Below are 13,187 nucleotides of genomic sequence, written 5' to 3'. Positions count from 1 at the left end.
TGCCAGGGAAAGTGAGGGGTCGTTTTCCCTAGAGGGATCGGATCCCTTGCATTAAGCCGCGGCAGACCCCACTCAGAAAGTCAAGATCTAGGGTCTCGAGGGTGTCGCTCAGCTTGTGATAGTGGGGATTGCGCAAGAAGGCGGTGTCGGTCACCATGACGGCGGGGTAACCCGCATCCCAAAAGGGGGAGTGGTCGCTGAGGCGAGTGGCAGGCAGGATTAGGCCTCGCTGTCCGGCTGGCAGCCAGCAACAGGGGATCCCCACTTTCTGAAAATCCCGCTGCAGCTTGAGCAGATCCCTCCAGGTGGGCCAGTTGCCAATTAGGCCAATGTAATCTCCCCGGTTGGGGTAGAGCCGCTCCAGGCCGGCGGGGTAGCGCTGGGATCCGGGGGTGGGATCCCGGTAGCCCAGCATCTCCAACGACAGCATTAGCCGCAGGGGCTGGCGCTGCTGTTTAAGAAAGCGGGCGTAGGCTGTGCTGCCCACCATTCCCCGCTCCTCCAGGTCAAAGGCCACCAGCCACAGAGGAGAAGGGGCAGGGTCAGCAGCAAAATGGCGGGCCAATTCCAGCAGTACCGCCACGCCGCTGGCGTTGTCGTCGGCTCCAGGGGTGGCCGGAGCGGCGTCAAAGTGGGCTCCCACCAGGATAGGCGGCCGACCCGGGCGGGATCCGGGCAACTTCAAGATCCAGTTGCAGTGCTGGCGGCCGTTGGCCTCAAAGGGGAAAGGCTCCACCGGGCCGCACTCGGAAAGCTGTTTTTGGATATACTGCTCCACCTGCCGGTGGCCCCAAGGCGACCAGTCGGGATCGCGGGGCTGGGCTACCTGGCGGAGATGGGCTTCTAGGCGCCGCTGCAGGTCTTCGCTCCCCACCTCCGGCATCAGTTTTCTACCTCAGAGTGGATGGCTTGGGCGTGAACCTGGCGGGCCAGCTCCAGGCTGAAGTAACTGTGGGATCCTGCCGTTCCCGCCAACACTTGAAAAGGCAGATCAGGCTCTCCCAAATGATCCAGCACCAAAGCTGCCCCAGAAAAATCCTGATCTCGAGTGTAATCGTTAACCGTCACCACGGTGGGGACACCTGCCTGCTGTGCCGAGCGCAGCCCGTTCTCCGAGTCCTCAAAGGCCAGACACTCCTGGGGATCTAGGCCCATCCGCTCCAAGGTGTAGAAGTAGATGTCGGGGGCAGGCTTTTTGGCAGGGACGATATCGCCGGCAGCGATGACCTCAAACCAGCTCAGGCTCTCTGGCAGGGCGCGCTCCAGAAGAGCCGTCACGTTTTCGGGCGTGGTGGTGGTGGCGATGGCCAGACGGATCCCGGCGGCCCTGGCTTCCTGCAAGAGGCGCTTGACGCCGGGGCGCAAAGGGATCCCTCCTTGGGCCAACAAAGCTGTGTAGTGGCGAGTTTTAGCCTGGTGCAGCCGAGCTATCAGGGCCGTCAGGTCTTCCCCAGCAGGCAGTGGCGGCTGGCAGGTCTCGATGAAGTGGCGAATGCGCTCTTTGCCGCCTGTGGTAGCCAGGAGCTGGCCGTAGAGCTCCACCGACCAGTGCCAGTCCAACCCTGCCTCAGCAAAGGCCGCGTTAAAGGCCACGCGGTGCCCATCCCGCTCTGTATCTGCCAGCGTGCCATCCACGTCGAAAATCAAAGCTTGCAGCTCCATCCGGCCAGCCTCTGGTCAAGGGGGCAAGCCACCCTATGCTAGATCCTCTTAGCCGGTTCCTAGGAAGGCCAACAAGATGAGAAAATGAGGCACCGGTTATCCAAGTCTCGCCATGAGCTTTGACTTTGACTTGATCATCATCGGTGCCGGCGTTGGCGGCCACGGCGCGGCGTTGCATGCCGTCGAGTCCGGCCTGAAAACCGCCATCGTCGAGTGCGCCGAAATGGGCGGCACCTGCATCAATCGCGGCTGCATCCCCTCCAAGGCGCTGCTGGCCGCCTCAGGACGCCTGCGGGAACTGCAAAACAGCTCCCAGCTAGGACTGCAGGTGGGATCCGTCCAGGCTGACCGGGGGGCGATTGCCGCCCACGCTGCCCAGGTGGTGGAGAAGATCCGCGCCGACATGACCCGCTCGCTGGAAAAGCTGGGGGTAACGATCCTGCGGGGACGGGGCAGGCTGGCAGGGCTGCAAACGGTCGAAGTGCAGGGGGAAGAAGGATCCCAGGCCTACACAGCGCGGGACATTATCTTGGCTACGGGTTCTCGACCCTTCGTGCCGCCGGGGATCGAGGTGGATGGCCGCACGGTGTTTACCAGCGACGAGGCGGTACGGCTGGAGTGGATCCCGGAGCGGCTGGCCATCATCGGCAGCGGCTACATTGGACAGGAGTTTGCCGACGTCTACACGGCGCTGGGATCCCAGGTCATCCTCATCGAGGCCCTGGAGACGCTGATGCCAGCCTTTGACCCCGACATTGCCCGCTTGGCCCAGCGGGTGCTGATCAAATCCAGGCAAATCCAGACCTACGTAGGGGTTTTGGCCAAACAGGTAATCCCTGGTCAGCCGGTAACCATCCACCTATCCAATGGCGAGACGCTGCAGGTGGATGGTTGTCTGGTGGCCGCTGGGCGGATCCCGGTCTCAGAGGAACTGGGCCTAGCAGAGCTAGGGGTGGAGTTAGACAAGCGCAGCTTCGTGCCGGTGGATAGCCGCATGGCCACGGAGTTGCCTCACCTGTGGGCCATCGGCGATGTGACGGGCAAGATGATGTTGGCCCACGCGGCAGCAGCCCAGGGGAGGGTGGCGGTGGAAAACATCTGTGGACGCCCTGCTTACATGGATTACCTGAGCATCCCGGCAGCAGTGTTCACCCACCCTGAGATGGGCTTTGTGGGGCTAACCGAGCCCCAAGCCAAAGCCGAGGGCTATAGCGTAGGCACGGTGCGCACCTACTTTGGCGGCAACTCCAAGGCCATTGCCTCTGGCGAGACTGAGGGCATGGTGAAGCTGGTCTTCGACAAGGAGACGGGGCTTTTGCTGGGATCCCACATCTTTGGTCCCCACGCAGCGGATCTCATCCACGAGGCGGCCCAGGCCATTGCCCGCCGCGCCACGGTGCAAGAACTGGCTCGCCTGGTGCATGTTCACCCCACCCTGGCAGAGACGCTGGAAGAAGCTTACCGGCGAGCTGCCCACAGCTTGGCAGTGGCCTAGCCAGCAGGTTTCCCCTCCAGCCCTTGAGAAAGCCATAGGATTGGGAGGGAAGTACGCAGGAGGAAGTCCTCTTGGTTACCGAAGCCGAGATTACACGGGCAGTGCAAGCCCAGTACGAAACCTTCCCCTATCCCCCTATTCCTTACGACCAGCCCTTTGAGGGCTTTTCCAGCCTGGGCAGCTATACCTTGGCCCAATACGCCCGCACCCGCACCTTGCAAGAGCCCACTGGGGCCAGGTTTTTGGTGGCCGGCTGCGGCACTGGTTGGGAGATGCACGTCATCGCCGCCAGCAACCCCGGATATGGCGCCGTGGTAGGGATCGACCTCAGCCGCCCAGCCCTGGAGATTGCCCAGAAGCGGATCAAGTACCACGGCCTGCGCAACTGCTCGGTGCATTATGGGGATCTCATGGATCCCTCCACCTGGCCGGAGGGAAGCTTTGACATGATCAGCTCCTATGGGGTAATCCACCACACCGCCGATCCTGTCAAGGCCCTAAAGAACTTGGCCTCGCGCCTGGCTCCCGACGGGGTAATGGCCCTGATGCTCTACAACCGCTCAGGCCGTTGGCATGTCTACCGCATTCGCCGTGCTTTGGAGCTGCTGGGGATTACTCCACCGGCCACCCGAGAAAAGATCGAATTTGTGCGGCAACTGCTGAAGGCAGCTCATCCCAACTCCCTTTTGGCCAAGCACGCCAAGGCCCATGAGGAATACTACCTAGCAGACGAGAACATCGTCGACAACTTCTTCCACGCCAACGACATTCCTTTTGACATCGGCGAAATCCCCGACCTTCTGGCCCAGGCGGGCTTGGAGTTTATCGATGTAGCCCCCTACTTGGACTACTGGAACGCCAAGCCTTTAATTGCTGCTACTCACACCGAGTTCCATCGCCGCTACGAGGCCCTTTCTCGCCTCGACCAGCTACGAGTTATCGAGCATCTGGAGCCTCTTTACCACACGCAAAATCTCTTTTGGTGCTGCCATCAGGGCAAAAAGGTGGCCAGTTGGGATCCTTTTACCCCTGAGTTTTTCCAAAGCTCCCGTTGGCAGCTCAACCCCCTCTTTGTCCAGCACGGCAAAGTGCGCTACTGGGATCAAACCATCCCCTTTTCGGATCTGCTGGGCAAGGTGGATCCGGCCCAGATCGCGGCTCAAAAAATGGACATCTTCTGGTCCATTGCTCGCATTCCCGGCAAGATGATTGCCTCCAGCCGCTACCAGGTGGTGGAGCTGTTGTTGCCCCTAGCCAAGCAAGCTCGTTCTGGCGCCGAGATCTTGGCCGACCACGCCGAAAGAGCCGAGCACGTCCTTCGCCTGTTCCGGGAGTGGGAGGCGGATCGGCTGGTGCTGCGAGTTGCTCCCTAACTAACTCCCCCCTACCCAAGGAGCTACGAGGCGGGCTGGCGGCCACCCACAATGGCACGGCAGCGAATGTAGGGCCCGCCGGCATCCACCTTGGCTGGCTGGCCCTTGCCACAGTGGCCGGATCCGAGATCCCAAAGGAAATCTCGCGACACAGCGTCCACTGACTGCAACACCTCAAAGGCATTGCCGGTGATGGTGACTCCCCGCAATAGCTCCGCCAGCTTGCCATTGCGAATGCGGTAGGCCCGCTCCACGCCAAACATGAACTCGCCCGTGGAGTCCGCTTGCCCGTTCCTGGCCCCATCCAGGAAGTAGCCGTCGGGGGTGCTGGCGAGGATCTCTTCTAGCGTCTGGGATCCCGGCTCGATGTAGGTGTTGCGCATGCGGATGAGCGGCTCGTCGGCGTACTCCCAGGCGCGGGCATTGCCGGTGGGCTCGACGCCAAAGTGGGCGGCAGTCTCCCGGTTGTGCAGGTAGCTCACCAGGATGCCATTCTGGATGATGGTAGTGGTTTGGGTGGGAACACCTTCATCGTCCACGGGCAGCGTTCCCCCTGCCCCCGGCATAAATTCAGAACGGCCAGAGTCCTTGAGAGTAACCAGTTCGCTGGCCACCCGCTGCCCTAGCTTGCCAGCCGCCACCGAGCCCGCGAGGACGAAATCGGCCTCGACCGTGTGGCCAATGGCTTCATGCACCAGCAGTCCCACGATGGAAGGGGAGAGGATGACGGTGGCCCATCCCCCCTCGGCATAGCCTGCAGAGAGGAGATCAACTGCCGTGGCAGCCGCCTTCTCCGCCATCTGCAAGGGATCCGTCCGAAAAAGGCAATCCCACCCCCCCGTCACGCCAATGGACTCCGTGCCGCTGCTGAGTTGGCCATCGGCCTCAGCCACCGCCTGCACCCGCAATTCGGGGCGCACCAGCCGGAAGGCTACATCCGCCCCATCGGTGGTGACGATGGCTTTCTCCTCGTAGATCTCGTTGTAGGTGCAACTGGCGGAGGTGATGCGAGTGGAGGACTTGCGCGCCTGGGCTTCTGTTTCCAAAGCCAATTGAATCTTCGCCTCGAGCGGCTTGTTGACCACTTCCTCCACCCCGGGCTCACAGAACTCCCCCTGGGCTAGTTGGACGCGGGGCAAAGTCTTCAGCTTCTGCTTGCGGCAGTTGGCGCTGGCGCGGGCCGCTTGCTGGGCCTCGGCAATGGCCTTGCGAATGGCTGCGGGTGAGAGATCCCCAGTGGCGGCAAAGCCCCAGGTGCCGTCTTCTAGCACCCGCACCCCCACCCCCGAGCGCCGCCGAACTGCCGTGCGCTCAATGCGGCCCTTTTCCGCCGTAACGCTGCGAAAGACTTTGCTGTGGTAGCGCAGCTCCACAAAGCCGGAGTAATCCCGAAGGATGTCGCGCAGGAGATCTCGCATGGCAATGAGGAGGGAAGGCCGTACTCAATCCAGCATAGCTTTGTCTTCAGCGGAGTCCTCCGGCTGCCACTTCAGCACCAAGGTAGAAAGGGGGGGCAGGCAGAGATCAAGAGAGTAGGGCAGGTTGTGGTAGGGCCAGTCCTCTGTCCACTTGCCTCCTAGGTTGCCAACGCCGCTGCCCCAGAACTCCACCGCGTCGCTGTTGAGGAGCTCCCGGTAAAACCCCCGCTCCGGCACCCCAATGCGGTAGTTTGGCCAGACCACGGGGGTGAAGTTGCAGACCACCACCAGCCACTCCTTGGGATCCTCCCCATAGCGGATGAAAGAGATAATGCCCCGATGGTCACTGCAGTCGATCCAGCGGAATCCTTCCGGCTTGGTGTCTTGGGTGTAGAGAGCCGGTTGCGAGCGCAGCAGCTGGTTGAGAGTGGCTACGTAGTGGCGCAGCTTGGCGTGGGGCTCATACTGCAGCAGCTCCCAGTCTAGATCTGCCCAAACATTCCACTCGTTCCACTGGCCAAACTCCATGCTCATGAACAAGGTTTTCTTGCCAGGGTGAGTGAACATGTAGCCGTAGAGAGCCCGCAAGCTGGCGAACTTGTGCCACAGATCTCCTGGCATTTTGCCCAGCATGTGGCTTTTGCCGTGTACCACCTCATCGTGGGAAAAAGCCAGCATGTAATTTTCGCTGAAGGCATACATGAGGCTGAAAGTCACGAGGTTGTGGTGGAACTGGCGAAACCAGGGATCCATGCGGAAATAATCCAGCATGTCGTGCATCCAGCCCATGTTCCACTTCAGGTTAAAGCCCAGACCGCCCACGTGAGTTGGCCAGGTCACCATTGGCCAGGCAGTCGATTCCTCGGCAATGGAAAGAACGCCAGGGTAGTACTTGAAAATAAGGGTATTGAGCTGACGGAAAAAGTCGATGGCCTCTAGGTGTTCCCGACCGCCGTAGCAATTGGGGATCCATTCCTTGCGGTCGTAATCCAGATAGAGCATCGAGGCCACTGCATCCACCCGAATGCCGTCAACGTGGTATTTGTCAAACCAAAAGAGGGCGTTGGCCACCAGATAGTTGCGCACCTCGTTGCGGCCGTAATTGAAAACTAAGGTGCCCCAGCCTTTGTGTTCGCCCTTGCGGGGGTCAGCATATTCGTAGAGGTGGGTACCGTCAAAAAAGGCCAGCCCATGCCCGTCTTTGGGAAAATGCCCTGGCACCCAATCGATAATGACACCAATTCCCTCCTGGTGAGCGCGATCGACAAAGTACATAAAGTCCTGCGGGGAGCCGTAGCGGGAGGTTACGGCGTAGTAGCCGATAACCTGGTAGCCCCAGGAGCCGTCGAAGGGGTGCTCGGCCACGGGCAAGAGCTCGATGTGGGTAAAGCCCATCTCCTTGACGTAGGGGATGAGTTTGTCCGCCAGCTCCCGGTAGGTGAGAAAGCGGGTGTTGGGCTTGCGCTCCACTGGCACCAGGTGGCCATCGGCGGGCGGGTCTTCGGTGGAGGCGTGCATCCAGGATCCCAGGTGGACCTCGTACACCGAAATGGGGGAGCGCAGCGGGTCAGTGGCAGCCCGTTTTTCCATCCACTCCTGGTCATGCCAGGTGTAGGTGTTGAGGTCAACCACAATGGAGCCGGTTTTGGGGCGAACCTCCTGTTGGAAGCCGTAGGGATCCGACTTTTCGTAGATGTCCCCCCAGGAGGCCTTCACCTCGTATTTGTAGATGGCTCCTGGCCCAAGGCCGGGGATAAACAGGACCCAGATGCCGCTTTCGTCTAGGCGCTTCATCTGGTGCTGGCGCCCATCCCAGTGGTTGAAGTCGCCAATAACACTGACGTTGCGGGCATTGGGAGCCCAGACGGCAAAGTGCACTCCCTGAACCCCGTCCACGCTTATGGGGTGAGCGCCCAACTTCTCGTAGATGCGGTGGTGGTTGCCCTCGTTGAAGAGGTAGCGATCCAGCTCGCCGATGTGGTTGACCTTCTCCGGCGGAAAGCGATAGGGATCCTCCCATTCTTCCAGGTGTTGGCCCTCCGGATCCCAAACCCGCTGCGCTCGCAAAAAGTAGTCTGGCAGGGGGGTTCCTGGCTCGAAGCGCAGCTCAAACAGGGTTTCTGGATGCAGCGGCTGCATGGGGTGGGCCTGCCCAGTGGCACGTTCCACCAGCCAAACCTGCCGCGCGTTAGGCACCAAGGCACGCACCAGCCAGAAGGACACCTCCCCCTGCTCTATCTGCTGTGGCCCCAAAACAGCATAGGGATCCTGCCATTGGTTGGTAACAAACTGAACCACTTGCTCGGCAGACAGGAGAAAGCCCATGGCAACCCCCAGCAGACCCTTGATCTCAGTCTAACGACGGCTGGCTACCGCTCTAGCTCGAGCGTCCCCGCTAGGAGTTCTCCAGCTTGCCTTGACATTATCCTCCTCGAGAACCAGCTCCCAAGAAAGCAGGAGCCAAGCGCTTTCTCCTGGAAGGGAGAACTTGCTAGAGTGAGACGGGCAATCCCTTTCCAAGCTGGGTTGGTCAGCCTGTTCTGTTTTTCAGGTTCTGAGGATTTATGGCTATCCTGCTGTTGAGCAAACCTATCCTGGCTGTTAGCATCTTTGGCATGGGCCTGCCAGAGCTGGCGGTGATTGGGCTGATCGCAGTGGTGGTGTTTGGCCCCAAGAAGCTGCCAGAGTTGGGCAGCGCCCTTGGCAAAGCCTTGCGCAGCTTTAAGGAAGAGATGAATAACCCCAGCCGTGAAGAGGAGTCTCCTACTAGCACTGAGAAGCCAAAGGCAGAGAAGGTGCCTGAAAAGGATGCCGCCTAGGTATGACCTATCCGCATCGATGGCTGTCTTTGTAGCTGGCTGATCCCCCCTTGGACGTCGAAGTCCCTGCCTGCCCCACCTGCACTCTGGGGATCCTGCCTCTTCCCCTCCATTGGCGGCAGAGATCCAGGTGTCCCACACGCCTCTAGGAGTGATACCCTGAGGAAAAGTGTAGGATTGCAACCGGAGCGACCGCCATGCTCAAGTGCACCACCCGCCACGTTCACATCTTTGCTGGCGAGGTGACGGCTGATAACCGCTTGGTGCCCCGCGACGATGTGCTGACCCTCGATGTGGATCCCGATAACGAGCTAGTCTGGAACGACGCTGCTCTGCAGAAGGTCTATGCCCGCTTCGAGGAATTGGTGGAGGAGTACCGAGGCCGGGATCTGACGGAGTACAACCTACGGCGCATCGGATCTGAGCTGGAACACTTCATCCGCTCCCTGCTGAGGCAAGGGGAGATTGCCTACAACCTGCAAGGGCGCACCCTCAACTACAGCCTAGGCTTTCCCCAGATCCCTGCGGAAAAAGTTGTGGATCAGTACATTCCCAAGAGATAGCTTTTCCCCCCTTCCCCATTAGCTGTTATCGGAGTCCAGCCCATGTCTGGAGAACCTACCCCCGCCCAGGAGACTACCGCCGAAGTCGCCAAGCCTGCTGAGGAAGCAACCCGCCCTCCCAAGGCTGCTGCAAAAAAACCCGCCAAAGAAGTCAAAGAAGAAAAACCCTTCGAGCAACTGATTACAGAAGAGGTGATCCCGGCGGCCATTGCCGCTTTTCAAAAACGCGGCGTCCACGATTTGCAGTTGCGCCTGGAAGGCAAGACGCTGATTGGCTCCTTTGCCGGCGGCCAGAAGCAGTTTAGCGTCCTCTTTGCCGAGGGATCCCTAAACGGCCGTAAGTTCTTCCGCTGCACTACTGCAGGATCCCCGGCCAGCACCCTCGAGTCTTTTATGATCGACGAGCGCCGCGTCGATGTGCCCTTGTTTGTGTTCTACTTGGTGCAGCGCCTCTACGCCCAGCAGTGGTATTGAGGGAGCCCCTGGCTAACCCTGTGGATCCCGCCAGCGGGATCCTTTTTTAGCCTTGCGGGAGATCTGCTCACAAGGGGGGAGGGATTATTTTGTGAAGAAAGGTAAGGCGATGCTGCAGGGGATTGCGAAATGTACATCGTGCAGATTGCGTCGGAATGTGCCCCAGTCATCAAGGCAGGTGGGCTGGGGGATGTGGTGTACGGCCTCAGCCGGGAGCTAGAAGTGCGGGGGCACTGCGTCGAGCTGATTCTACCCAAATACGACGTCATGCGCTATGACCAAATTTGGGGCCTGCACGACGCCTACCGCGACCTCTGGGTGCCCTGGTATGGCGGGGCTATTCACTGCTCGGTGTACTGCGGCTGGGTGCATGGCCGCCTTTGCTTTTTCATTGAGCCCCACTCCAGCGATAACTTTTTTAACCGCGGCTGCTACTACGGCTGCCCAGATGACAACATGCGCTTTGCCTTTTTCAGCAAGGCTGCCCTGGAGTTTCTCCTCAAAAGCAACAAGCGCCCCGACATCATCCATTGTCACGACTGGCAGACAGGCCTGGTGCCGGTGCTGCTGTTTGAGATTTACAAGTACCACGGCATGGAAAACCAGCGGGTGTGCTACACCATTCACAACTTTAAGCATCAGGGCTTTGGGGGGCCGGAAATTCTGTGGGCCACGGGACTCAATCGCGAGCCCTATTACTTCCACTACGACCGCCTGCGCGATAACTTCAACCCTTTTGTCCTCAACTTTATGAAAGGGGGGATTGTCTTTTCCAACTTTGTAACAACAGTCTCACCCACCCACGCCCTGGAAGCACGATTTGGCGACTACGGCTATGGACTGGGACACACGCTCTACTTGCACCAGCACAAGTTTCGCGGCATTTTAAACGGCGTTGACTACGACATTTGGAACCCCGAGATTGACCGTTTTATCCCTTTTCAATACACCGCACAGACCCTAGAAAACAAGGCCAAAAACAAGAAAGCCCTGCGGGAGCGGCTATGGCTACGCGATGTTGACAAGCCTATTGTGGCCTATATCGGGCGGCTAGATGAGCAAAAGGGCGTACATCTGGTGCATCATGCCATCTATCGCTCCTTGTTTAAAAATGCTCAGTTTGTCCTGCTGGGATCCGCCACCGAGCCAGGAATTGGCGCCTGGTTTGCCCATGAGAAACGCTATCTCAACGACAACCCCGATGTTCACATCGAGTTAGCTTTCAACGAAGAGCTCTCCCACCTCATCTATGCAGGGGCAGATATCCTCGTGGTGCCCAGCCACTACGAACCCTGCGGACTGACGCAGATGATTGGCTTAAAGTACGGCACAGTGCCCGTGGTGAGAGGGGTGGGCGGCCTGGCGGATACGGTTTTCGACCGCGACTACGACACTCGCAAATTGCCGGAGCAACGCAATGGCTACGTGTTCTACCACACAGATCACGCGGCTCTGGAGTCGGCGCTGGATCGGGCCATTGACCTGTGGTACACCGCTCCCGACCAGTTTCGCCAGCTGCAAATCCAGGGCATGAGCTATGACTACTCCTGGAACTACCCCGGCAAAGAATACCTAGAGATCTACGAGTTCATTCGTCACCGCTGATCCAGCCAGCGATCCCCAGCGATCCCCGCCCTTGACCGCAAGGGGGAAATGCTGGACGATAGGTAGCGATCCCGCTCTTTTTTATTGCCCAGGAAGGCGAGCTTACTCCGCTATCTTCTACCTATGAGTTTGGGTTATCTTGCCCTGGTACTCCACGCGCACCTGCCCTTTGTGCGCCACCCCGAGCAGGACTTTGTGCTGGAAGAGGAATGGCTCTACGAAGCCATTACCGAGACCTATGTCCCGCTGCTGCACATGTTTGAGGGGCTCCGGAGAGATGGCATTGACTTTCGCCTCACCATGTCCCTGACGCCACCTCTGGTGTCGATGCTGCGGGATCCCTTGCTGCAGGAGCGCTACGACCACTACCTCACCAAGTTGGAAGAGCTAGCCCAACTGGAGTACGACAAGAATGCCCACAACGGCCACATTCGCTACCTGGCGGAGCACTACATCAAGCAATTTGCCATGGTGCGGGATCTCTGGGAGCGCTACGACCGGGATCTGGTGCAGGCCTTCAAGCAGTTTCAAGACAGCGGCAACCTGGAGATCATCACCTGTGCCGCTACCCATGCCTACCTGCCCCTGATGCAGATGTATCCCCAGGCGGTCTGGGCGCAGTTGATAGTAGCCTGTGAGCACTACAACGAGCACTTTGGCCAATGGCCGCGGGGGGTCTGGCTACCCGAATGCGCCTACTACCAGGGGTTGGAGCGGATGGTGGCCGATGCTGGGCTGCGCTACATGATTACCGACGCCCACGGCCTGCTATATGCCAAGCCACGGCCCCGCTACGGCATGTACGCCCCCATCTTTACCGAGACCGGCGTTGCCGTCTTCGGTCGCGACCACGAGTCTTCCCAGCAGGTGTGGTCGGCGGAGGTGGGCTACCCTGGGGATCCCGTCTATCGCGAGTTCTACAAAGACCTGGGGTACGAGGCCGACTACGAGTACATCAAGCCCTACATCATGCCCAATGGCCAGCGGAAGAACACCGGCATCAAGTACCACCGCATCACCGGGCGCAACCTGGATCTGGGGCAAAAGGAACTCTACGATCCCTACTGGGCGCGAGAGAAAGCAGCCGAACATGCCGGCAACTTCATGTTCAACCGCCAACGGCAAATCGAGTACTTGTCCAGCGTCATGGGACGCCCGCCGTTGGTGGTGGCTCCCTACGATGCCGAGCTCTTTGGCCACTGGTGGTATGAGGGACCCTGGTTTTTGGATTTCCTCATCCGCAAGAGCTACTTTGACCAAAATACCTATCGCATGACCCACCTGGCGGAGTACCTGCGAGAGAACCCTACCCACCAGGTGTGCAAACCTGCTCAGTCTAGCTGGGGGGCGCGCGGCTTCCACGAGTACTGGCTCAACCCCACCAATGCCTGGATCTATCCCCACCTCCACAAGGCTACCGAGCGCATGATTGAGCTGAGCCGCCGTGAGCCTGCCGATGACCTGGAGTGGCGAGCCCTAAACCAGGCGGCGCGGGAGCTGATGCTAGCTCAATCCTCGGACTGGGCTTTTATCATGCGCACGGGGACGATGGTTCCCTACGCGGTACGGCGCACCAAGTCTCACCTACTGCGCTTCAACCACCTCTACGAGAAGATTCAAGCGGGTCAGTTTCGGCGGGAAAAAGTTACGCCCGAAGATGAGCAGTGGCTGGCCAAGGTGGAATATATGGACAACATCTTCCCCAATATCAACTACCGGGTTTACCGGCCGCTCTAGAGTGCCCAGAAGGGCTGGAGTTCCAACCACCCTCAGCTAAA

Annotated in this window: 11 protein-coding genes; 7 read left to right on the top strand and 4 right to left on the bottom strand. The window is 59.5% G+C overall.

Annotated elements, in window-relative coordinates; translation table 11 throughout:
• Positions 1-28 precede the first annotated feature (28 nt).
• Positions 29-883, bottom strand: coding sequence for a M28 family peptidase (locus NW808_RS06120; protein ID WP_414420626.1), 855 nt, complete (start codon positions 881-883; stop codon positions 29-31).
• Positions 883-1,662, bottom strand: coding sequence for an HAD family hydrolase (locus NW808_RS06115; protein WP_414420625.1), 780 nt, complete (start codon positions 1,660-1,662; stop codon positions 883-885). The genes NW808_RS06120 and NW808_RS06115 overlap by 1 nt, the downstream gene beginning before the upstream one ends.
• Positions 1,663-1,774: 112 nt before the next feature.
• Here NW808_RS06115 and lpdA point away from each other — a divergent pair, with 112 nt between their 5' ends.
• Together lpdA and NW808_RS06105 are read left to right on the top strand one after the other, a co-directional pair.
• Complete coding sequence (gene lpdA / locus NW808_RS06110; protein ID WP_414420624.1) at positions 1,775-3,157, top strand: dihydrolipoyl dehydrogenase; 1,383 nt, start codon at positions 1,775-1,777, stop codon at positions 3,155-3,157.
• Positions 3,158-3,228: 71 nt separating this feature from the next.
• Complete coding sequence (locus tag NW808_RS06105) at positions 3,229-4,530, top strand: class I SAM-dependent methyltransferase (RefSeq protein WP_414410852.1); 1,302 nt, start codon at positions 3,229-3,231, stop codon at positions 4,528-4,530.
• Between the two features lie 23 nt (positions 4,531-4,553).
• Here NW808_RS06105 and NW808_RS06100 read toward each other — a convergent pair whose 3' ends face one another.
• Both NW808_RS06100 and glgB read right to left on the bottom strand, forming a co-directional pair.
• A complete protein-coding gene (locus NW808_RS06100) occupies positions 4,554-5,948 on the bottom strand; it encodes a TldD/PmbA family protein (protein WP_414420623.1) in 1,395 nt (464 codons plus the stop codon).
• A 24-nt stretch (positions 5,949-5,972) separates the two neighbouring features.
• Positions 5,973-8,273 (bottom strand): 1,4-alpha-glucan branching protein GlgB, encoded by a 2,301-nt coding sequence (glgB, locus tag NW808_RS06095; protein ID WP_414420622.1) that lies wholly within the window; start codon positions 8,271-8,273, stop codon positions 5,973-5,975.
• 239 nt (positions 8,274-8,512) lie between these two features.
• Here glgB and tatA point away from each other — a divergent pair, with 239 nt between their 5' ends.
• The 5 genes from tatA to NW808_RS06070 all read left to right on the top strand — a co-directional run bounded on the left by tatA (position 8,513) and on the right by NW808_RS06070 (position 13,146).
• Complete coding sequence (gene tatA, locus NW808_RS06090) at positions 8,513-8,767, top strand: twin-arginine translocase TatA/TatE family subunit (RefSeq protein ID WP_414420621.1); 255 nt, start codon at positions 8,513-8,515, stop codon at positions 8,765-8,767.
• Between the two features lie 197 nt (positions 8,768-8,964).
• Complete coding sequence (locus NW808_RS06085) at positions 8,965-9,330, top strand: NAD(P)H-quinone oxidoreductase subunit M (protein WP_414420620.1); 366 nt, start codon at positions 8,965-8,967, stop codon at positions 9,328-9,330.
• A gap of 42 nt (positions 9,331-9,372) precedes the next feature.
• Positions 9,373-9,804 (top strand): DUF2996 domain-containing protein, encoded by a 432-nt coding sequence (locus NW808_RS06080; protein WP_414412301.1) that lies wholly within the window; start codon positions 9,373-9,375, stop codon positions 9,802-9,804.
• A gap of 129 nt (positions 9,805-9,933) precedes the next feature.
• Positions 9,934-11,409: a glycogen synthase GlgA gene (glgA, locus tag NW808_RS06075; RefSeq protein ID WP_414393913.1), complete on the top strand. Its 1,476-nt coding sequence runs from the start codon at positions 9,934-9,936 to the stop codon at positions 11,407-11,409.
• A gap of 123 nt (positions 11,410-11,532) precedes the next feature.
• Positions 11,533-13,146 carry a glycoside hydrolase family 57 protein gene (locus NW808_RS06070; RefSeq protein WP_414410858.1) on the top strand — a complete coding sequence of 538 codons (1,614 nt, stop codon included), beginning with the start codon at positions 11,533-11,535 and terminating at the stop codon, positions 13,144-13,146.
• Positions 13,147-13,187 lie beyond the last annotated feature (41 nt).

Source organism: Synechococcus sp. W70.1 (genome assembly GCF_047461515.1).
Taxonomy (GTDB): Bacteria; Cyanobacteriota; Cyanobacteriia; order Thermostichales; family Thermostichaceae; genus Thermostichus.
Note: the sequence above shows the minus strand (reverse complement) of the source record. Positions and strands in the feature narration are given on the sequence as shown.

What these genes read in the sequence shown, in the direction of transcription:
- NW808_RS06115 (WP_414420625.1), bottom strand. Translation starts at nt 1,662, where the DNA reads ATGGAGCTGCAAGCTTTGATTTTCGACGTGGATGGCACGCTGGCAGAT.
- NW808_RS06100 (WP_414420623.1), bottom strand. Translation starts at nt 5,948, where the DNA reads ATGCGAGATCTCCTGCGCGACATCCTTCGGGATTACTCCGGCTTTGTG.
- lpdA (WP_414420624.1), top strand. Translation starts at nt 1,775, where the DNA reads ATGAGCTTTGACTTTGACTTGATCATCATCGGTGCCGGCGTTGGCGGC.
- tatA (WP_414420621.1), top strand. Translation starts at nt 8,513, where the DNA reads ATGGCTATCCTGCTGTTGAGCAAACCTATCCTGGCTGTTAGCATCTTT.
- glgB (WP_414420622.1), bottom strand. Translation starts at nt 8,273, where the DNA reads ATGGGCTTTCTCCTGTCTGCCGAGCAAGTGGTTCAGTTTGTTACCAAC.
- NW808_RS06120 (WP_414420626.1), bottom strand. Translation starts at nt 883, where the DNA reads ATGCCGGAGGTGGGGAGCGAAGACCTGCAGCGGCGCCTAGAAGCCCAT.
- NW808_RS06070 (WP_414410858.1), top strand. Translation starts at nt 11,533, where the DNA reads ATGAGTTTGGGTTATCTTGCCCTGGTACTCCACGCGCACCTGCCCTTT.
- glgA (WP_414393913.1), top strand. Translation starts at nt 9,934, where the DNA reads ATGTACATCGTGCAGATTGCGTCGGAATGTGCCCCAGTCATCAAGGCA.
- NW808_RS06080 (WP_414412301.1), top strand. Translation starts at nt 9,373, where the DNA reads ATGTCTGGAGAACCTACCCCCGCCCAGGAGACTACCGCCGAAGTCGCC.
- NW808_RS06085 (WP_414420620.1), top strand. Translation starts at nt 8,965, where the DNA reads ATGCTCAAGTGCACCACCCGCCACGTTCACATCTTTGCTGGCGAGGTG.